General features: G+C 62.5%; 20 protein-coding genes and 1 pseudogene. 11 read left to right on the top strand and 10 right to left on the bottom strand.

Annotation, left to right across the window (positions count from 1 at the left end; translation table 11 throughout):
- Positions 1 to 102 precede the first annotated feature (102 nt).
- The 5 genes and pseudogenes from G5V57_RS27735 to G5V57_RS27715 all read left to right on the top strand — a co-directional run bounded on the left by G5V57_RS27735 (position 103) and on the right by G5V57_RS27715 (position 5,433).
- Entirely contained in the window at positions 103 to 1,143 is a 1,041-nt protein-coding gene (locus G5V57_RS27735; RefSeq protein WP_165174290.1) for a substrate-binding domain-containing protein, read from the top strand.
- Between the two features lie 165 nt (positions 1,144 to 1,308).
- Positions 1,309 to 2,708 (top strand): annotated as a pseudogene (locus tag G5V57_RS27730) (sugar ABC transporter permease).
- A 7-nt stretch (positions 2,709 to 2,715) separates the two neighbouring features.
- A complete protein-coding gene (locus G5V57_RS27725; RefSeq protein WP_165171478.1) occupies positions 2,716 to 3,567 on the top strand; it encodes an ATP-binding cassette domain-containing protein in 852 nt (283 codons plus the stop codon).
- Positions 3,568 to 3,675: 108 nt separating this feature from the next.
- A complete protein-coding gene (gene rpmG / locus G5V57_RS27720) occupies positions 3,676 to 3,843 on the top strand; it encodes a 50S ribosomal protein L33 (protein ID WP_165171476.1) in 168 nt (55 codons plus the stop codon).
- Between the two features lie 102 nt (positions 3,844 to 3,945).
- A complete protein-coding gene (locus G5V57_RS27715) occupies positions 3,946 to 5,433 on the top strand; it encodes an aldehyde dehydrogenase (protein WP_165171474.1) in 1,488 nt (495 codons plus the stop codon).
- 780 nt (positions 5,434 to 6,213) lie between these two features.
- Here G5V57_RS27715 and G5V57_RS27710 read toward each other — a convergent pair.
- The 5 genes from G5V57_RS27710 to dusB form a co-directional block, all read right to left on the bottom strand.
- Complete coding sequence (locus G5V57_RS27710) at positions 6,214 to 7,620, bottom strand: sigma-54 dependent transcriptional regulator (protein ID WP_165171472.1); 1,407 nt, start codon at positions 7,618 to 7,620, stop codon at positions 6,214 to 6,216.
- Positions 7,621 to 7,631: 11 nt separating this feature from the next.
- Positions 7,632 to 9,863 carry a PAS domain-containing sensor histidine kinase gene (locus G5V57_RS27705; protein WP_165171470.1) on the bottom strand — a complete coding sequence of 744 codons (2,232 nt, stop codon included), beginning with the start codon at positions 9,861 to 9,863 and terminating at the stop codon, positions 7,632 to 7,634.
- A 169-nt stretch (positions 9,864 to 10,032) separates the two neighbouring features.
- Positions 10,033 to 11,469, bottom strand: coding sequence for a nitrogen regulation protein NR(I) (gene ntrC / locus G5V57_RS27700; RefSeq protein WP_165171468.1), 1,437 nt, complete (start codon positions 11,467 to 11,469; stop codon positions 10,033 to 10,035).
- Complete coding sequence (locus G5V57_RS27695) at positions 11,466 to 12,560, bottom strand: nitrogen regulation protein NR(II) (RefSeq protein ID WP_165174289.1); 1,095 nt, start codon at positions 12,558 to 12,560, stop codon at positions 11,466 to 11,468. The genes ntrC and G5V57_RS27695 overlap by 4 nt, the downstream gene beginning before the upstream one ends.
- A gap of 38 nt (positions 12,561 to 12,598) precedes the next feature.
- Positions 12,599 to 13,618: a tRNA dihydrouridine synthase DusB gene (gene dusB / locus G5V57_RS27690; RefSeq protein ID WP_165171466.1), complete on the bottom strand. Its 1,020-nt coding sequence runs from the start codon at positions 13,616 to 13,618 to the stop codon at positions 12,599 to 12,601.
- Between the two features lie 108 nt (positions 13,619 to 13,726).
- Between dusB and G5V57_RS27685 the strand changes: the two genes are divergently transcribed.
- The 4 genes from G5V57_RS27685 to G5V57_RS27670 all read left to right on the top strand — a co-directional run bounded on the left by G5V57_RS27685 (position 13,727) and on the right by G5V57_RS27670 (position 16,289).
- Complete coding sequence (locus G5V57_RS27685) at positions 13,727 to 14,887, top strand: bifunctional 2-C-methyl-D-erythritol 4-phosphate cytidylyltransferase/2-C-methyl-D-erythritol 2,4-cyclodiphosphate synthase (RefSeq protein ID WP_165171464.1); 1,161 nt, start codon at positions 13,727 to 13,729, stop codon at positions 14,885 to 14,887.
- On the top strand, positions 14,884 to 15,402 hold the full coding sequence (locus G5V57_RS27680) for a CinA family protein (protein ID WP_165171462.1): 519 nt from the start codon (positions 14,884 to 14,886) through the stop codon (positions 15,400 to 15,402). The genes G5V57_RS27685 and G5V57_RS27680 overlap by 4 nt, the downstream gene beginning before the upstream one ends.
- 133 nt (positions 15,403 to 15,535) lie before the next feature.
- On the top strand, positions 15,536 to 15,778 hold the full coding sequence (locus tag G5V57_RS27675) for a hypothetical protein (RefSeq protein ID WP_165171460.1): 243 nt from the start codon (positions 15,536 to 15,538) through the stop codon (positions 15,776 to 15,778).
- A gap of 100 nt (positions 15,779 to 15,878) precedes the next feature.
- On the top strand, positions 15,879 to 16,289 hold the full coding sequence (locus G5V57_RS27670) for a hypothetical protein (protein WP_165171458.1): 411 nt from the start codon (positions 15,879 to 15,881) through the stop codon (positions 16,287 to 16,289).
- A 96-nt stretch (positions 16,290 to 16,385) separates the two neighbouring features.
- Here G5V57_RS27670 and G5V57_RS27665 read toward each other — a convergent pair whose 3' ends face one another.
- The 4 genes from G5V57_RS27665 to G5V57_RS27650 are packed head-to-tail and all read right to left on the bottom strand — an operon-like array spanning position 16,386 to position 18,388.
- Positions 16,386 to 16,847, bottom strand: coding sequence for a type II toxin-antitoxin system RatA family toxin (locus G5V57_RS27665; protein ID WP_165171456.1), 462 nt, complete (start codon positions 16,845 to 16,847; stop codon positions 16,386 to 16,388).
- Position 16,848: 1 nt separating this feature from the next.
- Positions 16,849 to 17,805: a lipoyl synthase gene (gene lipA, locus G5V57_RS27660; protein WP_165171454.1), complete on the bottom strand. Its 957-nt coding sequence runs from the start codon at positions 17,803 to 17,805 to the stop codon at positions 16,849 to 16,851.
- A gap of 9 nt (positions 17,806 to 17,814) precedes the next feature.
- A complete protein-coding gene (locus G5V57_RS27655) occupies positions 17,815 to 18,111 on the bottom strand; it encodes a GlsB/YeaQ/YmgE family stress response membrane protein (RefSeq protein ID WP_165171452.1) in 297 nt (98 codons plus the stop codon).
- Positions 18,112 to 18,136: 25 nt separating this feature from the next.
- Positions 18,137 to 18,388: a GlsB/YeaQ/YmgE family stress response membrane protein gene (locus tag G5V57_RS27650; RefSeq protein WP_165171450.1), complete on the bottom strand. Its 252-nt coding sequence runs from the start codon at positions 18,386 to 18,388 to the stop codon at positions 18,137 to 18,139.
- Positions 18,389 to 18,496: 108 nt separating this feature from the next.
- On the opposite strand from G5V57_RS27650, the gene rimO reads away from it, so the two are divergent.
- Complete coding sequence (gene rimO, locus G5V57_RS27645; RefSeq protein WP_246737398.1) at positions 18,497 to 19,831, top strand: 30S ribosomal protein S12 methylthiotransferase RimO; 1,335 nt, start codon at positions 18,497 to 18,499, stop codon at positions 19,829 to 19,831.
- A gap of 1 nt (position 19,832) precedes the next feature.
- Positions 19,833 to 20,171, top strand: coding sequence for a hypothetical protein (locus tag G5V57_RS27640; protein ID WP_165171446.1), 339 nt, complete (start codon positions 19,833 to 19,835; stop codon positions 20,169 to 20,171).
- Positions 20,172 to 20,203: 32 nt separating this feature from the next.
- Here G5V57_RS27640 and G5V57_RS27635 read toward each other — a convergent pair whose 3' ends face one another.
- Positions 20,204 to 21,034 (bottom strand): transporter substrate-binding domain-containing protein, encoded by an 831-nt coding sequence (locus tag G5V57_RS27635; protein ID WP_165171444.1) that lies wholly within the window; start codon positions 21,032 to 21,034, stop codon positions 20,204 to 20,206.
- Positions 21,035 to 21,123 lie beyond the last annotated feature (89 nt).

The following is a 21,123-nucleotide window of genomic DNA, read 5'->3' as shown; positions in this document are numbered from 1 at the left end:
TACCGTAGAGTAAAACAAAATACAGTGCATAGAATAAACACGCAATCCGGCTCGGGCACCGGAAGAGTGAGGCACGCTACGACACCCAGGGAGGATTACATGATGACCAGATTTCTGGCCGCGGCAGCGGGTGCATTGCTGCTTGGCTTGGCACCGCTTCCGGCGATGGCCGCCGGCAAGACCATTGCCGTGTCCTGGAAAACCTTCCAGGAAGAGCGCTGGAAAACCGACGAAGCCGCGATAAAGGCCGTCGTCGAGGCGGCGGGCGACAAGTTCGTCTCGACCGACGCGCAGGGTTCGGCACAGAAACAGGCCGCCGATATTGAAGGTCTCATCACCCAGAAAGTCGACGTCATTCTCGTCGTCGCCTTCGATTCCGATGCGATCCTGCCCTCGTTCAAGGCGGCGAGCGATGCCGGCGTGAAGATGCTCTCCTATGACGTGCTGGTCGAGGATCCCAACGCTCTTTATGTCACTTTCGACAATGTCGGAGTCGGCCGCCTGATGGCCAAGGCGATCCAGGACGTGAAGCCGGAAGGCAATTATGCCTTCATCAAGGGCGACAAGGGCGATCCGAACGCCACGTTCCTCTTCCAGGGCATCACGGAAGTACTGAAGCCGGCGATCGACGGCGGCAAGATCAAGAATGTATGCGAGACGTTCACGGATGGCTGGAAGCCCGACAACGCCCAGAAGAACATGGAGCAATGCCTGACCTCGACAGGCAACAAGGTCGATGCCGTGGTTTCCGAGAATGACGGCATGGCCTCGGGCGTCGTCGCCGCGCTGGATGCGCAAGGGCTCGCAGGCTCAGTGCCCGTCTCCGGCCAGGACGGCGACAAGGCGGCGTTGAACCGGGTCGCGCTCGGTACGCAGACAGTCTCGATCTGGAAGGATTCGAGGGCTCTGGGCAAGGCTGCCGGCGAGGCCGCGGTCGCCATCGCCGGAGGCGCCGATCCTGCCTCATTGGCGGGCGTCGGCAAATTCAACAGCGGCAAGAAAGGCGTCGAGGTCAACGCCATCCTGCTCACGCCGAACGCGATCACCAAGGACACGCTCAACGAAGTGATCGATGCGGGCTGGATCAGCAAGGCTGAGGCCTGCGCGGGTGTCAAAGCCGGAACGGTGAAGGCCTGCGACTGATCGTCGTGACAAGGGCGCACTGACAAGAGTCAGGCAGTCCGACTGAGCCGCCTCGATCTGAGGCTCGGCGCGTGATCAAGCGGAAGAGCGCTACCCACTTCTGCCGATCACGCGCTGGACGGCGGCACGGTCATATGGGCGCAGCTTCGGGAGGAGACTGGGTGAATGGTGTCACCGGCGATCGGATCGCATGATCCCGCCAGCGAGGAAGGCCTAGTCAGGCGTTTCCTCAATGCCACTGAAATCGACACGCGCATGCTGGGCATGGTCGGCGCGCTCCTGGTGATCTGGGCGGGGTTCGACATCTATAGCGGCATGCTCAGGCCCGGTGACGGTCTTTTCGGCGGCTCCTTCCTCACGCCGCGCAATCTGTGGATCCTGATGGTGCAGACCTCCTCGATCGCGGTCATGGCGACGGGCATGGTGCTGATCATCGTGATGCGCCAGATCGATCTTTCGGTGGGCTCGATGTTGAGCTTCATCGCCGTATCGGTCGGTTACCTGCAGGTCTATGGCTTAGGTCCCGCCCTCGGCGTCGGCCACCCCGCCATCTGGATCATCGCCGTCCTCTTCGGTGTCGCCATGGGCGCGCTGCTGGGCTGCTTTAACGGCATCCTCATCGCCTATTTGCGGATCCCGTCTTTCATCGTCACTCTTGGCGGGCTGATCGCCTATAGCGGACTGGCGTGGTGGGTCATCCGCGGCGAGACCGTGGCGCCCATGGACCAGACCTACAAATTGATCGGCGGCAACGGCCCGCTGGCGTCGATCGGCCCATTCTGGAGCTGGATACTTGCCTTCATCGCCTGCGGGGGATCGTCGCCGCGATCATCAGCGGCCGCCGGCAGCGCCGCCGCTTCAAATTTCCGCTTCGCCCCATCTGGGCCGAGATTGTCATCGGAACAGTCGGCAGCCTCATCGCCCTCGGGGTGACCTGGCTCGTCAACTCCTATCCCTGGGCGCCGAAGGTGATCGAAAAATATGCCCTCGAGCACAACATCCCCATACCCGAGGGCACGCTCAACGCTGCCGGCGATGCCATCTGCCGGGAGGGCGACAAGATCGTGCGCTGCGTGGGAGGCCTCACCTACGAGACGGGCTATGCCATCCCGGTGCTGATCGCCATCTTCGTCGGATTTCTCATGAGCTTTCTCGCCACGCGCACCCGCTTCGGCCGCTATGTCTATGCGACCGGCGGCAATCCCGAGGCGGCCGAGCTTGCCGGCGTGAACACCAAACGGCTGACCGTGATGATCTTTACATTGATGGGCGTGCTGGTCGCCGTCTCCGCCCTCATCTCCACGGCCCGCCTCGACTCGGCCACCAATTCTCTCGGTCAGTTCAACGAGCTTTATGTCATCGCCGCAGCCGTCATCGGCGGGACATCGCTCGCCGGCGGCATCGGCACGATCTACGGCGCCATGCTCGGCGCACTGCTCATGCAATCGCTGCAATCGGGCATGACGCTGCTCAATTTTGAATCCGCCTACAAGGACATGGTGGTGGGCGCCGTGCTGGTCACGGCCGTGTGGCTCGACCAGGTCTATCGGACGCGTGTGAAGTGAGGGCAAGATGAGCGACAACACAGCTTCGCGCGGACCTATACCACTCGTCGAGATGCGCGACGTGTCGATCGCCTTCGGTGGCGTCAAGGCCGTGAATCATGCCTCGATCGACCTCTATCCGGGTGAAGTGGTCGGCCTTCTCGGTCACAATGGCGCCGGCAAGTCGACCCTCATCAAAGTTCTCTCGGGCGCCTATAAGCGCGATGCGGGCGACATCTATATCGATGGCCAGATCGTCAAGATCGACAATCCGCGTGACGCCAAGGCACTCGGCATAGAGACGATCTACCAAACCCTGGCGCTCGCCGACAATGTCGATGCCGCCGCGAATCTCTATCTCGGTCGCGAGCTCCAGACCGCCTGGGGTACGCTCGACGACATCGCGATGGAATCGCAGTGCCGTCAGGTCATGGGAAGGCTCAACCCCAATTTCCGGCGCTTCAAGGACCCGGTCAGGTCGCTGTCGGGCGGGCAGCGCCAGTCGGTGGCCATTGCGCGCGCCATCCACTTCAATGCCCGCATCCTCATCATGGACGAACCCACCGCGGCCTTGGGGCCACAGGAAACCGCCCAGGTGGCCGAGCTCATCAAGCAGCTCAAGGCCGAGGGAATCGGTATTTTCCTCATCAGCCACGACATTCATGACGTCTTCGATCTTGCCGACCGCGTGAGCGTCATGAAAAACGGCCGCGTGGTCGGCACGGCGCATGTGAGGGACGTCACCAAGGACGAGGTGCTGGGCATGATCATCATGGGAAAATGCCCGCCGGGAGCCATACCAGGCCCCGGCGCCGTCAAGGAGACGGTTCCCATCGCTGCCCCCGCCACGGGGATGGGAAATGGTCAGGCTTTTCCCTGATTTGAGGCCCAATCACGCCGCTTCGCCGGCTTTCTTGACTTTCATCCGGCCTTCGGTCATATCCCACGCCAACCAAAGCCGGGCCCGCGGGGCCTGAGGAGATTTGTTATGGCCAAAGGCAACGTTATCAAGATCAAGCTGCAGTCGACAGCGGATACCGGTTACTTCTACGTGACCAAGAAGAACTCGCGCACCAAGACCGAGAAGTTCACCTTCAAGAAGTACGATCCGGTCGCGCGCAAGCACGTCGAGTTCAAGGAAACCAAGATTAAGTAATCCTGCCATTCAGATTTTGCATGAAAGGCATCGCCTCGGAGGCGGTGCCTTTTTGATATTCTGCGTCTGATCCCCGTCCCTCATCCGAACAGGAGATGCGCCATGGCGGCCGCTGAAGATTATCGCACCCAGTTATCGCAGGTCTCATACCGCAATCAGGCCTTCATCAACGGCAAGTTCACCGCTGCCGCTTCGGGTAAGACCTTCGACTGCATCTCGCCGATCGATGGCAAGGTCCTGACCAAGGTCGCCGAAAGCGACAAGGAAGATGTCGAACTCGCGGTGAAGGCCGCCCGTGCCGTCTTCGAGAAAGGCGCCTGGTCGCAGATGGCGCCGATGCAGCGCAAGCGCGTTATGCTCAGATGGGTGTCGCTCATCGAGAAGCACGCCCAGGAGCTCGCCCTCCTCGAGACGCTCGATGTCGGCAAGCCGATCGCGCAGTCGCTCGCCGTCGACATCGCCTCGGCGGTCAAATGCCTGCAGTGGTACGCCGAGACCGCCGACAAGATTTATGACGAACTGGCGCCGGCCCGACCCGATTCGATCTCGATGATCACGCGCGAGCCGATCGGCGTCGTCGGCGCCGTGGTGCCGTGGAACTTCCCGCTTCTCATGGCGTCCTGGAAACTCGGCCCGGCGCTCGCCACCGGCAATTCCGTCATCCTCAAGCCCGCCGAGCAGTCGCCGCTGACGGCGCTGCGCATCGCCGAGCTCGCGGCCGAAGCGGGCCTGCCGGACGGCGTCCTCAATGTGCTGCCGGGCTTTGGCGAGACCACCGGCCAGGCCCTCGGCCGCCATATGGATGTCGACATGATCGCCTTCACCGGCTCGACCGAGGTCGGCAAGTTCTTCCTGCGCTATGCGGGCGAGAGCAATATGAAGCACGTTTCGCTCGAGACCGGCGGCAAGTCGCCCAACATCGTTTTCGGCGACGTCGCCGACATCAATCACGCCGCCGCCAGCGCCGCCGCCGGCGTGTTCTACAACTCCGGACAGGTCTGCACCGCCGCGACCCGCATCATCGTCCAGGAGAAGATCAAGGACCAGTTCGTCGAGCTCGTCGCCAAGCATGCCGACAAATGGCGCCCCAAGGATCCGCTCGATCCCAAGACCTCGATGGGCTCGATGGTCGATGAAGGCCAGATGGATCGGGTGCTCAGCTACATCGACATCGGCCGCAAGGAAGGCGCCAGGGTCGCTTTCGGCGGCGAGCGGGCGCGGCGCAATACCGGCGGCTTCTATGTCGAGCCGACCATCTTCGACGATGTGAAGAACTCGATGCGCATCGCGCAGGAGGAGATCTTCGGGCCGGTGGTCGCCACCATCACCTTCAAGGACGATGAGGAGGCGGTGAAGATCGCCAATGACACGGTCTACGGCCTGCAGGCGAGCCTGTGGACGCGCGACATCACGCGCGCCCATCGTGTGGCGCGCGCTCTACGCGCCGGCACCGTGAACATCAACGCGACCGACGGCGGCGACATCACCGCACCCTTCGGCGGCTACAAGCAGTCGGGCATCGGGCGCGACAAGTCGCTCCATGCCTTGGAAAAGTACCAGCAGATCAAGCACACTTACATTCAGCTCTGAGTCTCCGATACCGGCGGGGACCGCGTTCGAGGAGGCCACTCGATACGGATCCGATCAGCCCGGAATTTCCATTGGAGATGCGGCGGACTTGATCGGCGAGGCGACTGTCATCTGACACCCCTCGCCGGCGGTTTCCTTCAGCGCGATGCCTGCCGTATTCGCAGATCTCCTTTTTGCTTCTGCCCACTAACGGCGTCGCTCTTCCCTGCTCGGGCAACGGGGTTCCGTGACGCAATCCACAGCCATTACAATGAGTTATGCCGACGGCCGGGGTCCCAGGGAAGGCCGTTCTTCGCAACTACCCTGTATCTACCCTGTATCCGAGCCGGGGCGGGACCTGGGTGAGAGTCGGCATCGGCCTTCCGTCCCATCGGATCTCGACTGCACTCGAGAGCTTCGCTCTTGTGTAACGGCGTGCGCTATCGTCGCTGTATCGCCACAGACGGACCTCCTGCCTTGACGGCGCGATATCGTGAGCTCAACGAGCGCAAAGTCATGACGTGGGTTGGGGGGCGCCGGCCCGGTGCGTGATATCGAGGAGGCCACTCGATGCGCTCCCGGACCGGCTGAGCCCCTCGTTTCAGGAGATGCGGCGGACCTGACCCGCGGGGCGTTGGTTGGCCTTTCGGCCTGTGGCTGTTTGGCAACCGCGCTGCCGCGGTTCAGACACATAAAGTTTTAATTGATTTTTTGCTCAGGGGAAGAGCACCCGGCGGGAAAAACCGCAGGATTTCGCGTCCTCAGTAAATTATTAGGGTTAAGTGGCGCCTGGAAACAGCGCTACTCAACCCCGGCGGGAATTTCCTCGCCTTCGCCGCGCACGGCAAGCCCCAATAGCTTGATCTTTCGGTGCAATGCGGAGCGCTCCATGCCGACGAACTGGGCAGTACGGGAGATATTCCCGCCGAAGCGGGACAGTTGCGCCGCCACATAGTCGCGTTCGAAGGCCTCCCGCGCCTCACGCAAGGGCAGAGCCAGGAGGTGTTCGCCACCGAAGCTCGAAGCGGACGGCGACAAAGCGGTGCCGACATCCGACGGCAGCATGCTGGCTGTGATCTCGCTGCCCGGATCGCCGCCCGCCAGGATCATCACCCGCTCGATGTTGTTGCGCAACTGCCGCACATTGCCCGGCCAATCCTGGGTCTGCAGCAAAGCGATGGCATCGGTCGCGAGCTTGCGATGCGGCTGGCCGGCGGACACGGAATAGAGCCTCGAGAAATATTCGATAAGCTCCGGGATGTCCTCACGACGTTCGGCGAGTGACGGCACCCGGACCGGCACCACGCTCAAACGGTGATAGAGATCCTCGCGAAAGCGGCCTTCGGCGATCAGCATCGACAGATCGCGGCCGGTCGAGGATACGATACGGACATCGACCTTGACCTTCTTGCCGCCTCCTACCCGCTGGAATGTCTGTTCGACCAGGACCCGGAGCACCTTGCCCTGGGTCTCCATCGGCATGTCGGCGATCTCGTCGATATAGAGCGTCCCGCTATGGGCTTCCTCGAGCGCCCCGACGCGCTGGGCGGAACCAGCCGCGTCCTCGACACCGAACAATTCCTCCTCCATGCGCTCCGGCGCCATGGTGGCGGCGCTCAGGATGACGAAGGGACCGTTATTGCGCTGCGAAAGATCATGCAGCATGCGCGCGGTCAACTCCTTGCCTGCTCCCATCGCCCCGGTGATGAGGACCCGGCTGTTGGAGGGCGCAATTTTCTTCAGTGTCTGGCGCAGTTGCCGGATCGCCATGGATGACCCCAGCACCTCGACATCGGCGCCGGTGCGGCCCTTCAGCGCTTCATTCTCTCGCCGCAGTCGCGTCGCCTCGAGGGCACGACCGACGACGAGCAGCAGCCGGTCGGCGTTGAAAGGCTTCTCGATATAGTCATAGGCGCCGCGCTTGATGGCCGAGACCGCTGTCTCGATGTTGCCGTGGCCCGAAATGATCACGACGGGCAATTCCGGATGCCGCTCGCGGATGACGGTCAGCAGATCGAGGCCGTCGAGCTTCGAATCCTGCAGCCAGATGTCGAGCACGATCAACGAAGGGCGGCGGTCGGCCAGAGCGGCAAGCGCTGCATCGCTGTTGCGCGCCAAACGCGTCTCATAGCCCTCATCCTGGAGAATCCCCGAAATGAGTTCTCTGATGTCCGCTTCATCGTCGACGATGAGAATATCCGCCGCCATTCTAGTCTACCTCACTGCGCCGGTACCGCCAGTTGCTCATCGAGAACTGGCGTGAAACTCAGCGTAACGCGGGCGCCGCGCCCGCCATCGAAATCCTGGGGCGCATCATCGAGCAGGACCGTGCCCTGATGCTCTTCCATGATGCGTTTGACGATCGCGAGCCCGAGACCGGTACCCTTGACCCTGGTCGTCATATAGGGCTCGGTCAAGCGATGCCGGTTTTCCTTCGGCAAGCCAATGCCATTGTCGGTCACGACGATAAAAGGTGCGTGATGAGCATCGATGCCGGCCTCGACCAGGATCCTGCCCTTCATCGCCTGATCATCATGCGGGCGCGCCTCGATGGCCTCGCGCGCATTCTTGACCAGATTGGTAACCGCCTGCGTAACGAGGCGGCGATCGAAGGCGAACTCGATGCGCTCCTCGGTGATCCGCACATCGATCTCGAGGTCGCCGGCGGCAACCCTCTGCAGGATGGTCGCCTCGCGCACGACGGAAACCAGATCCTGCGTTTCGAGACTGGCGCTCGGCATGCGGGCGAAGGCGGAGAACTCGTCGACCATGCGGCCGATATCGCCGACCTGGCGGATGATCGTGTCGGTGCACTGCTCGAAGACCTGCTTGTCGGTCTGAATCTCGCGCCCGTATTTGCGCTTCAGACGCTCGGCCGAAAGCTGGATGGGGGTGAGCGGATTCTTGATCTCGTGGGCGATGCGTCGCGCGATATCGGCCCAGGCGGAATTGCGCTGCGCCGAGACCAGCTGCGAAATATCGTCGAAGGTGACGACATAGCCGTGATCGTCGCTGTCGGAGGCCTCGGTGGTGACGCGCACGACGAAATTGCGCTCCTGCGTGCCGACCCGCATATTCACCTGGCCCTCGGCCCAGCCCGACACGCGCGCCGCCGCCTGCTCGAACACGACCGAGAAGGACGGCAGCACCTCGGCGAGGTTGCGGCCCAGGAGGTCCTGTTCCGACATTCCGAGCAGCGTGAAGGCCGACGGATTGATGAGCGAGATGGCGCCATCCGGTTCGACGCCGATGACGCCTGCGGTGACGCCCGACAACATCGCCTCGGTGAAGCGGCGACGCTCATCGAGCTGGTGATTGGCCGTCATCAGCTCGTTGCGCTGTTCCTTAAGCTGATAGGTCATGCGGTTGAAGGCGCGCGCCAGCGTCTGCAGATCGCCCGGGCCCCGCATCTCGGTCACCTTGGCGTCGAGATCGCCGGCCGAAACGCGCCGCGCCGCGCTGAGCAGGCTCACCACGGGCGCCACGATGCGGTCGGCGAACCACAGCCCCAGCCAAATGGCGGCCAGGAGGAAGATCAGCGAGACGCCCGCATACATCAGGGCAAATGTAATCTGCACGCCTGAGCGCTGCTCGAGCAGCTGATCGTACTCCGCCTTGGCGGCACGCGTCTCGTCGAGCTGGTCGATGACCGACGGGTTGATGGCACGGTAGACATAGAGATATTCGGACGGGTAGTTCGTCAGCTTGATCAGCGCGCGGATGATATTGCCGCCCTCGCCCGGCGGCATGACGACCAGCTCGCCCTTGTCGGCGCGCTCCAGCGCCTCCTGCGGCGGCGCGCGGAAGGCGATCTTGTTGTTGAGCGTGATATTGGCGTCGATGCGCTTGTGACTGGTGTCGAAGACGAAGGCGCCGACCAGGCCGCGCAAGGCGGCGTGACGGGCAACGCGGCGGACGAAATCCGGCCGGTCGGTGTCGAAGAGGAGTTTCTGGTTGTTGAGGTCGGCGGCGATCGAGGCGATGTCGCCGCGCGCCGTCTCGCCATGGTCGCGCATATAGGCCTCGGCGACGGTCACGGCGGAATCGACGATCGAGCGGGTGCGTTCAGAGAACCAGGCATCGAGGCCGCGATTGAGGGTCACGGCGGCGAAGGCGGCGACGATGAGGGCCGGCAGCGCGGCGATGATGCTGAACAGCGATACCAGGCGGATGTGGAGGCCGGCGCCGGCGGTGCCGCGCCTCTTGGCGACGAGCAGCGACCACATCTGCCAGAGGATCATACCGATCATGATCAGAACCAGCGCCAGATTGCCGCCCAGCAGCCAGGTGATGATGTCGGGCGTCGGCTTGATCGGCGACAGGCCGGTCAGGATCGTATAGGTGGCAAGTCCCGACAGGATCGCCAGAACGACGACCACCACGCCGGCCATCGCCGGCAGGCGCGACAAGGTGGAATGATTTTGGTCGGTCGGGACGTCCGTAAGGGCCATGGTCTCCAGGCGCCATAAAAGCACTGTGGCAAGGAATCAACAACTATCGTGGCCAATTTGCGACAGTGTCGATTTCCCTATATTGTTCAATTAGATACTGAAACACCGTGAGCTGGCGTTTGGCGCGGATTTTGCTCGCGCACCACCATCCCCTAAGGTCAAATTCAGATTAGAGACCGCGAACGACCTGAATTCCGTAGGCCCGGATCTTGGTTCTGAGCGTATTGCGGTTGAGGCCCAAGAGCTCTGCCGCCTTGATCTGGTTGCCCTTGGTCGCGGCAAGGGCGGCCCGGATCACCGGCGGCTCCACATGGGCAAGCACACGGTGATAGAGGCCGGGTGGCGGCAGGTTGTCGCCAAAACTGGCGAATTGCCTGGCCAGGTGGTTCTCCAGATAGCCGCTGAGCCCGCCCGCCTCATCACCCGCTTCCGCGCTCGCCGATGACGGGGCGACTGAAACAAGCTCCCGATCGATGGTCTCGGGCGACACGCTCTCCTCCGGATGAAGTGCCGCGATGCGGCGGATCAGGTTCTCCAGCTCCCGCACATTGCCCGGCCAGCGATGTGCCTGCAGCCGCTCGATCGACGGCGCCGGCATGATCTTGCGCGGCAGGCCCTCGCGCTCGGCCTGGGCCAGGAAATGCCGCACGAGATCGGGAATGTCGTCGGTGCGCTCGCGCAAGGGCGGCAGCCGGATCGGCACGACATTGAGCCTGAAGAACAGATCCTCGCGGAACTGGCCTTGATCGATCATGCGGCGCAGATTGCGATGCGTGGCGGCGATGATGCGCACATTGGTCTTGATCGGCTGCGTGCCGCCCACGGTCGTATATTCGCCCTGCTGCAGGACGCGCAAAAGCCGCGTTTGCGCCTCGAAGGGCATATCGCCGATCTCGTCCAGGAAGAGCGTGCCGCTTTCGGCCTGCTCAAAGCGGCCGGCCATGCGGCTGGTGGCGCCGGTGAAGGCGCCTTTCTCATGCCCGAACAGCTCCGACTCGATCAGCTCGCGCGGGATCGCCGCCATATTGATGGCGACGAAGGGCCCGCGCCGGCGCTTGCCGTAATCATGAACGGCGCGCGCCACCAGTTCCTTGCCGGTGCCGGATTCGCCTTCGATCATCACGGTAAGATCCGTCTGGGTGAGCCTGGCGATGACGCGGTAGATCTCCTGCATGATCGGCGAGCGGCCGATGATCGGCAGATTCTCGGCCGGCGCATTGGGCGGTGTAACCGGCCGGATTTCATGCTGCGCGGCGCGCCCGACCATCGACACGAGCGCGCTCAGGTCGAAGGGCTTCGGCAGATAATCATAGGCGCCGCGCTCGGCGGCGGCGATCGCCGTCATGATCGTGTTCTTGGCGCTCATCACGATAACGGGCAGCGATGGCCGCATCTTCTTGATGCGCGGCAGGACGTCGAAGGCGTTCTCGTCGGGCAGCACCACGTCGGTGACGATGACATCGCCCGCCCCTTCCGTCACCCAGCGCCAGAGTCCGGCGGCGGTGCCGGTCGAGCGCACGGCGTAGCCGGCGCGCGACAGCGCCTGCGACACGACAGTGCGGATGGCGCTGTCGTCGTCGGCAATCAGTACGGTCTTGGCCTTCATGCCTTCGTTTCTTCCGGTTGAGTTTGTGGTGCTTGCCGCAACATCGGCAGGAGAACGCGGAATGTGGTGCCGCCGTCATGCGGCTCGCATTCGATGATGCCGCCATGGTCGCGCACGATCTTGGCCACCAGAGCGAGGCCGAGGCCGCGCCCATTGGGTTTGGTGGTGATGAAGGGATCGAATAGATGCGGTCTCAGGTCGGCGGGCACACCCGGCCCCGTATCCTTGACGCAAACCTCGAGCGGCAGGGTAACGCGCTCGCCGGACGCGGCGATCGACAGTCTGATGCCGGGACGGAAGGCGGTCGATAGCTGGATTTCGCCGCCGCTGCCACTGCCTTCGATCGCCTCGACGGCATTTTTCACCAGATTGATGAAGACCTGGATGAGCTGGTTTCGACTGCCCATCACCGGTGGAAGCGACGGGTCATATTCCTCGCGGATGTGGATGGATTGCGTCATGCCGGCGATGGCGAGGGCCTTCACGCGCTCCAGCACCACATGGATGTTGACTGGCTCGCGTTCGGGCGGACGCTCGTCGGAGAAAACCTCCATGCGGTCGACCAGATCGCGGATGCGGTCGGTCTCCTCGCAGATGAGGCGCGCCAGAGGCCGGTCCTCGCCCGATAGGGTCGGCTCGAGCAATTGCGCGGCGCCGCGGATGCCGGCCAGCGGATTCTTGATCTCATGGGCGAGCATCGCCGCCATGCCGGACACCGAGCGCGCCGCATTGCGATGCGTGAGCTGGCGGTCGATCTTATGCGCCATCGAGCGTTCGAGCAGCATCACCAGCACAAAGCGCGGCTGCTCATGGACGATGGCGGCCTGAAGGTCGACATTGCGCTCGCTGCCATAGCGCGGCGTGCCGGCGCTGATCGCATATTCATTGACCACGCCACCCGAAAGGCGGGCTTCGGCGATGGCATTGATCGCCGGGCTGGCCAGCGGCATCAGGTCGGTGAATTTGGCGCGCAACAGCGCCGTCTTGCCGACCTGGAAGAAATCCTCCGCCGCCGAATTGGCGAGATGGATGTGATCCTCGCCGTCGAGCACCAGCAAGGGATTGGGCAAGGCGTCGATCAGCACGCCCATATCGGGGGCCGCGTAAGCGTCGCCGGGCTTGCTGAAGTTCACGCCGCCCTCCTGTCGCGATCCATCAGGCGCGCATAGAGCTCGCGCACACCATCGGCAACCTTCACATTGTTGGTCTCAGCGGTAAGTCTGCGCCGCCAGCCGGCCGCCTCTTCGGTCGTAAGAAGCCCCTGCTCGACTTTGCGTTCGATGATCCAGCCCAGATGCTTGCGCGCGATGCGGTTGCCATGCTCATGGCCGTATAGCGACAGGATCGCCTGGTGATGGCGCTCTACGAGCTCGGCCTCGCGGTCGAGATCCGGTTCCGGGATGCCGGCATTGGGGTCGAGCAGATGCGCCAGCACGCCGGGCCACCACGGCCGGCCATAGCTGCCACGCCCGACCATCACGCCATCGGCGCCGGACTCCCGAAGGATGGCGCGGATATCGGCGAGGCTCGCCACATCGCCATTGGCGATGAGCGGAATGGATTTGAGGCTCTGTTTCACCGCGGCAATGGCCGTCCAGTTCGCCTTGCCTTTGTAGAACTGGCAGCGGGTGCGCCCATGCACGGTGACCATCTTGACGCCCGCCTGCTCGGCGCGCCGCGCAAGCTCGGGCGCGTTCATGAGGCGTTCGTCCCAGCCGAGCCGCATCTTGAGCGTGACGGGCACGCGCGCGGCGGCAACTGTCGCCTCGATCAGGGTGAGCGCGTGGTCGAGATCGCGCATCAGCGCCGAGCCCGAATAGCCGCCCGTTACCTGGCGGGCTGGGCAGCCCATATTGATATCGATGATGTCGGCACCGAGATCCTGGGCGATACGCGCGCCTTCCGCCATCCAATGCGGCTCGCGCCCGGCGAGCTGGATCGCGAAGAGCGAGCCGCTGGCTGGGCGGTCGGTGCGCCGCACCATGTCGGCACGGGCTTCGGCAAGCTCCCGGCTGGCCACCATCTCGGTCACCACCAGGCCGGCCTCTGCGAGATCGGCGATCTCGCGGAACGGACGATCGCTCACGCCTGACATGGGCGCCAGAAGCACACGGTTGCGTAATCGGAGATCGCCAACTGATATGCTCATATTTTAGGCATGAACTTTCGATGTATGATTTTTATGCAGTTTAGTTGAGCCAGCTTCTCCGTCAAGGACGGCTTGCTCAGACCAATTGCCGCTGATAGAGGCGTCTTCATGAAAATTGGCGCAGTGGTCGTCGCCGCCGGGTCAGGCAGCCGGGCCGGGGGCGAAAAACCGAAACAATATCAAACTATTGGTGGACGACCGGTGCTCTGGTGGACGCTCAAGGCGCTCCTCGACCATCCCCGTATCGCCGCCGTCCAGACCGTCATCGGCCCGTACCAGACCGGGCTTTTCAGGGACGCCGTGAGTGATCTGGATATTGCACCTCCCGTCACAGGAGGGGCCACGCGTCAGGAGTCGTGCCGCATTGGCCTCGAAGCCTTGGCAAGACATGGCCTTACCCATGTACTCATTCACGATGCGGCCCGGCCCTTCCTGTCGCCTGAGCTCATCGATCGCGTGATCGCCGGGCTCGCCACACATCAAGGCGCCGTGCCCGGATTGGCTGTCGCCGACACGCTCAAGAGGGCCGCAAGCGGCACGATCGAGCGCACGATCGACCGCAGCGGCCTATGGGCCGTGCAGACGCCGCAAGGTTTCGCCTATGACGCCATTTGCGCCGCGCATGAGAAAGCGCGCCAAGCCGGCCATAGCCAGCTTACCGATGATGCCGCCGTCGCCGAATTCGTCGGGCTCGACGTGGCGATTGTTGCCGGTAGCCCTGAGAACCGCAAAATGACGACCATGGACGACATCGCCGAAGCCGACCGGACCCTCAACCGCAACCTCACCGACATCCGCACCGGCATGGGCGTCGATATCCATGCCTTCGCGCCGGGCGACCATGTCATGCTGTGCGGCGTGCGCATCGATCATACGCAACGGCTCGCCGGCCATTCCGACGCCGATGTGGCGCTGCATGCGCTGACCGATGCCATTCTGGGCGCCATCGGCGAGGGCGATATCGGCACCTTTTTCCCGCCGAGCGATCCGCAATGGAAGGACGCCCCCTCTTCCATCTTCCTGTCCAAGGCGGTCGAGCTGGTGCGCCAGCGTGGCGGCAAGGTCGGCAATGCCGATATCGCCATTCTCGCCGAAGTACCGCGTATCTCACCGCATCTCGCCGCCATGAAGAGCAGCCTTTCCGCCATGCTCGGCATCGGTGAGGACCGCATCGCCATCAAGGCCACCACGGCGGAGACACTCGGTTTCGTCGGGCGGCGCGAAGGCGTTACCGCTTTCGCCAATGTGATCGTGAGGTTGCCGGGATGAGCGTGTTTTCACCCGCTCTCCTCTCTGAGGCCGGGGCGCTGCTCGAGTCGCTGCGCCAGCGCGGGCTCAAGCTCGCGACGGCGGAAAGCTGCACCGGCGGACTGATCGCCGGCCTCCTCACCGAGATCGCCGGCTCCTCCGATGTCGTCGAGCGTGGCTTCATCGTCTATTCCAACGAAGCCAAGATGGACCTGCTCGGTGTGCCGGCCCATCTTATCGATCTACATGGCGCGGTCAGCGAGGCCTGCGCCCGCGCCATGGCGGAAGGCGCCCTCGAGAACTCGAAGGCCGATATCGCCGTCTCGGTCACAGGCATCGCCGGTCCCGGCGGCGGCTCGCCCGAGAAACCGGTCGGCCTGGTCCATTTCGGCTGCGCCTCGCGCCGTGGCCCGACCGCGCATCGCCGCTTCGTCTTCGAGAACGCAAACCGCGCCGAAGTGCGCCTGCGCGCGGTTGTGGCGGCGCTCGATCTCATCGAAGCGCAAATCGGTACCGCCAGCACGCGGCTGGCCTGACATGTGCAATGGGGCGAGGCTCCGTATCTGGGCTGCCCTCTTCGCCTCGGTGCTTCTCACCGGCTGCTACGTCTTTTCGAATCCTCCGGGCAAGTGACGCTATGCGGAACAGCGGTACGCCCAGTCGGCTCCGGTGATCGCGGCTCTGCAACGATATCATGCCAAACACGGGCCCTACCCTGCCTCGCTCACCTCGCTGGTGCCTGATGAGATCGCCCAGCTGCCCGATCTTTATACGGGCGACGAGGCGATTGATCGCGGAACCTATCAGCGTATCGGGACATTCTATGAGCTTGGGTTCAGATATGTCGAAGGCGGGATGTACCAATGTCGCTACCGGCCGAAAGCCGGCTGGGTTTGCGACAGCCATATTTGAAGGAAATCTCGCAAGCCTTGCCTTCCCACAAAGGGAGTTGATCCTTTGTGCGGCAAGAGGCCATCATGATCGGGATGTTACTCTTTGCGGAGTGAAGTGAATGGCCTTCGCGATCAAAGTCGAGATTTGCGACCCGCAGGCCAGTACCTTCGTCTTCGTGAAACAGAAGACAATGTATGGCGGCAAACGGATCGCCGAGGGCAACGAGATTTTCCTCTTCGCGAGCGAGAAAGAAGGCGGTCAGGGCCTGATCGCGCGGGGCTTGGTCACCGCCGCCAAGGCCGTCCCGCGCAAGCGTGGCATCGTCCGCCAGACACCACGGGTGACCATCTCCGTCAAACGCACGGCACTCGCCAAACTGCCCATGGGGCGGCGCGAGCTCAAGAGTTTCACCGACTGGAAGGACGACCGGCCCGAGACCGAGCTCAATTTCAAATTCTACCGGCAGACCACCAACAAGATCGTCGGCATCTCAGACGAAACGGCGGCATTCCTGCGCGGGTTCTTCTAGAGGCCGCGGGACAACAGGGAGTTTTCGATTTTCCCTGTAGTTCCCTGTTCTTCCCTGTTTTGGCCTGTTATCGCGCCTGTAAAAGCGGGGCCGATATCAGGCCTTGCCGTGCAGTTCGCGGGCGCGCGCCTCGAAGGCGTTGTTGATCTTGCGCACCATGTAGTCGAACATGCCCGACATGAAGAATTGCAGCGAACGGCTCTTGGCTTTGTAGTCGACCTGGAACTCCACCGTCGCGCCACCCGTCTTGCGGTCGCTGAAGCGCCATTCGGCAATCACATGGTCGAAGAGGCCGCCTTCCGAGCGCGACGACACTTTCAGCGCGGCGCGGTCGGCGACGACATCGCTCAAGAAAGTCTCATCGATATGGAGCTTCTTGTAGCGCACCCGCAACTCGCCCTTGAAGCGCTCGACACCGTCCGCGACCTTGACGCGATCGAAGCTGCGCGAGCTCTCGACGAGCGGCAGGAAGTCTTTGTAGCTGTCGACATCGGCGGCGACGGCGAAAAGCTCCGCGGCCTTGTAAGGCATTTCGCGGGTGACATTGAACTTGGGCATCTTATGCTGGCTTGTGCTTCGCCGCCCGAGCCTTCCTGAGCCTCTCGAAATCGTCGCCGGCATGGTGCGAGGAGCGCGTCAGCGGGCTCGACGACACCATCAGGAAGCCCTTCGAATAGGCGATGGTCTCGTAGGACTTGAACTCGTCCGGCGTCACGAAGCGGTCGATGGCGGCATGCTTGCGCGAGGGCTGCAGATACTGGCCGATGGTGATGAAGTCGATGTCGGCCGAGCGCATGTCGTCCATCACCTGGAGGACCTGCTCACGCGTCTCGCCCAGGCCCACCATGATCCCCGATTTGGTGAACATCTGCGGGTCGAGCTCCTTCACGCGCTGCAGGAGGCGCATCGAATGGAAGTAGCGGGCACCCGGACGGATGCGCAGATAAAGCGATGGAACCGTCTCGAGATTGTGGTTGAACACGTCGGGACGCGCCTCGACGACCTTCTCCAATGCGCCATTCTTGCGCAGGAAGTCGGGGGTGAGGACCTCGATCGTCGTCTTCGGCGACTGCTGCCGCACCGAGCGGATGACCTGCGCGAAATGCTCGGCCCCGCCGTCGTCGAGATCATCGCGATCGACTGAGGTGATGACCGCATGCGACAGCTCCATACGGGCGATCGCATCGGCCACCTTGGCCGGTTCCTGCGCATCGAGCGCATCCGGCAGACCTGTCTTCACGTTGCAGAAGGCGCAGGCCCTGGTACAGGTGTCGCCCATGATCATGAAGGTGGCGTGCTTTTTCGACCAGCACTCGCCGATATTGGGGCAGCCGGCCTCCTCGCACACGGTGACGAGGCGGTTTTCCCGCACGATCGCCTTCGTCTCGTTATAGACGGGCGAGCCCGGCGCCCGCACTCTTATCCAGTCCGGCTTGCGCAGGATGGGAGTATCGGGCTTATGCGCCTTTTCAGGATGGCGCGGCCGGGCTTTCAGCGTATCGAGAACAGTAACCATGAATTCTTATCAGGCGCTCCGCCCACGGAACATCTTCACCACAAGGAGCAGGATCACCGCGCCGACGACGGCGACCAGCAGATTGCCCCAGAACCAGCCGCTGAAGATCTCGCCCAGCTGGAGCCCCAGCGCATTGGCCAGGAACGCACCGATATAGGCACCGATGATGCCGACGACAATGTTCATGAGGACGCCCATGTCGCTCTTCGTGATCTTCTCCGCGATCCAGCCGGCAAGCCCGCCAATCACCAGCGTGCCGATCCAGCCCACGCCGCCGCCCAGATCCAAGAGAGAGTTCGGTTCCATAGTCGATGTCTCCTATTATAAACCTTTAACCGGCAATGAAGCGCGCCAGCAAGACCACGATGATGGCGCCGATCGTGGCTGTCACGATGTCGCGCGCGATCTCGTTGCCGATGCCCAGATTGATGCCCGCCTTGCTCAGAATGAAGCTGCCGACAAAGGAGCCGATGACGCCGCTGATCAGGTAGCGGATGAGCCCCGAGCCACCGACCACGAAACTTGCCAGCCAGCCGGCGACCAGCCCGATCACCAGGGCAATGACGATATTTCGTGTATCCATGATTAAATCCCCAACACAACCTGGGCTTTCCCATCATATGGCCCAGGGCCACTCTAGCATCAAGACCATTTGCGGCAAACCGCGCCCTGGTCTATGGACCCCGGCAGCATGACAGTTGCCGCAAGACATATTCCCAAAGTGGGCCTGGTCAGCCTCGGCTGCCCCAAGGCCCTGGTCGATTCCGAACGCATCCTCACCCAGCTCAGGGCCGAGGGCTATGTGATTTCGCCCGGCTATGACGCCGCCGATGTGGTTATCGTGAATACCTGCGGGTTTCTCGATTCCGCCAAGGCCGAATCGCTGGCCGCCATCGGCGAGGCCGTGAGCGAGAATGGCCGGGTCATCGTCACCGGCTGCATGGGCGTCGAGGCCGATACGATCCGGGCGGCCCATCCGGCCGTTCTGGCGGTCACCGGACCGCACCAGTACGAGGCGGTCGTGTCTGCCGTGCATGACGCCGTTCCGCCAATGCATGACGCCAAATTCGACCTGATCCCGCCCCAAGGCCTTAGGCTCACGCCACGTCACTATGCCTATGTGAAGATTTCGGAAGGCTGCAACAACCGCTGCTCCTTCTGCATCATCCCGTCGCTGCGCGGCGACCTTGCGAGCCGTCCGGCCGCCTCGATCCTCTATGAGGCCGAGCGTCTGGTCAAAGCCGGCGTCAAGGAGCTGCTCGTCATCTCCCAGGACACCAGCGCCTATGGCCTCGATCTCAAATTCGCGGAGAGCAAATATCGCGGCCGCGAGATTCGCGCTAAGTTCGCCGACCTCGTCAAGGAGCTCGGCCAGTTCGACGCCTGGGTGCGGCTCCATTACGTCTATCCCTATCCGCATGTCGACGAGGTCATTCCGCTGATGGCGGAAGGCAAGATCCTTCCCTATCTCGACATCCCCTTCCAGCATGCGGCACCCAATGTGCTGAAAGCCATGCGCCGTCCGGCGAACCAGGAGAAGGTGCTCGACCGGCTCACTTCCTGGCGGAAGATCGCGCCCGACATCGCCATCCGTTCGAGCTTCATCGTCGGCTTCCCGGGGGAGACGGAAGAGGATTTCAACTATCTTCTGGAGTGGATGAAGGAAGCCCGTCTCGAGCGCGTCGGCTGCTTCAAATACGAGCCGGTCGCCGGCGCCAAGGCCAATGATCTGGCCGCCCCGGTTCCCGACGAGGTGAAGGAAGAGCGCTGGCATCGGCTGATGCAGACGCAGCAGGAGATCAGCGCCGACATCTTCGCCAAGAAGGTCGGACGCGAGATCGACGTCCTCATCGACGAGATCGACGAGGAAAACGAGGAAGCGGTCGGGCGCTCGCCCTGGGATGCGCCGGAGATCGACGGCAACGTCTTCCTGCCCGGCGAGACCGGTCTCACACCCGGCGACATGGTCCGCACACGGATCGTCGAGGCCGAGGAGTATGACCTGATCGGCGAGAAGATCGGATAAAATGGGCGGCGCATTCCGCTTCGCCGTCCGTTTCCTCGCTTCGGTTTTTCTTCTTGCCGGCCTCTATCTCATCGCTGCTCTGAGCTTTGCGCTCCTGCCTGTTTCCGGCCGAGCGCAGCAGGTGCAAGGCGAACCGGTCGTTTATGTCTGCGCCTCGCTCGCCCATGCCGAGATCGTGATGCCGGGCCGGGATCCGCTGATGGATTGGGCCGCACTCTTCCCAGCTGTCACGCCGCCCGGGGCTGCCGGCCTGTCGCAGGCCCTGTTCGCGCCGTTCAACTTCAGCGTCACCTGGCCATTGGAAGCAAGTCAGACCGACGTCACGGGCACCTGCGGATAATCTACAGCCGTCGCGGCGCAGGAGGGTCCAAATCAATATTGAGAGAGATCAAAATCGTACCATTTCATCGACAGGCGGGTTAAGGTGCCATCCTTATGCATCGCCTCTATAATTTCCTTCAGAGTCGTCGCGAACTCTTCATCACCATGTTCCACGACGATTGAGCCTGGCGTATAGGTTAGCGGCTGCCCTACGATCCGCAACGGAGCCCCGTCGGCGACCTGCTGCATCACCGCACTCAAATCATCGATGACGCCGTCGAGTTCGACGCCATCGCCCTTGGCCAACGCGGCGTAGAGAGACGTTTCATCGTCGAACTCCACGATCTTGGGATGATCGATCTTATAGGTGAACGAGGGCATGTCGAAAATTTCGAAAGGTTCCCGAGTCAGATACTTCTCGTACTCGGATCCCTTTACTACCCCGATCCTTTTCCCGCTCGCTTCGGAAGGCTCTTGTATGATCGCATTATCCCTGTGCACGGCCAAAGAGCTCGGTGAGTATACATAAGGCTTGGCAAACTGTACTCTTTCGGCGCGCTGTGCCGTTGGCGTGACGCTCGTCGCGATATCCCACTTCCCGCCCCAGTTGCCAGCCAGCACACCCTCGAAGGAATAGGGCATGTAGAACTGGACGCTCACTCCCATGCGCCGGGCGATCTCCTTCGATACGTCCACATCGAAGCCGTCGAATTCACCATTGTCCTTGCGCCAGGAAGTCGGTGCCCAATCCGGATCTACGGCAACGACCAAAACTCCCTTGGATTTGATGCGGTCGAGGCCGGATTCCGCGGCAGGGAGTCGCCCCGAGAGCAGAAACGTCAAGAGGAGCATCGCAACAGCGGCCAGGACTCGCCGGTTCATGCCTACCCTGCCTATAAGTATAGATTTCACTATACTAACCTGTACTTTAGGTCAATTTCCCAATCTGCAGTCGAGTGCCGGTGGCTTTT

The sequence above is a fragment of the Nordella sp. HKS 07 genome (assembly GCF_011046735.1).
Classification (GTDB): domain Bacteria; phylum Pseudomonadota; class Alphaproteobacteria; order Rhizobiales; family Aestuariivirgaceae; genus Taklimakanibacter.
This window is presented reverse-complemented; position numbering and strand designations above follow the sequence as displayed.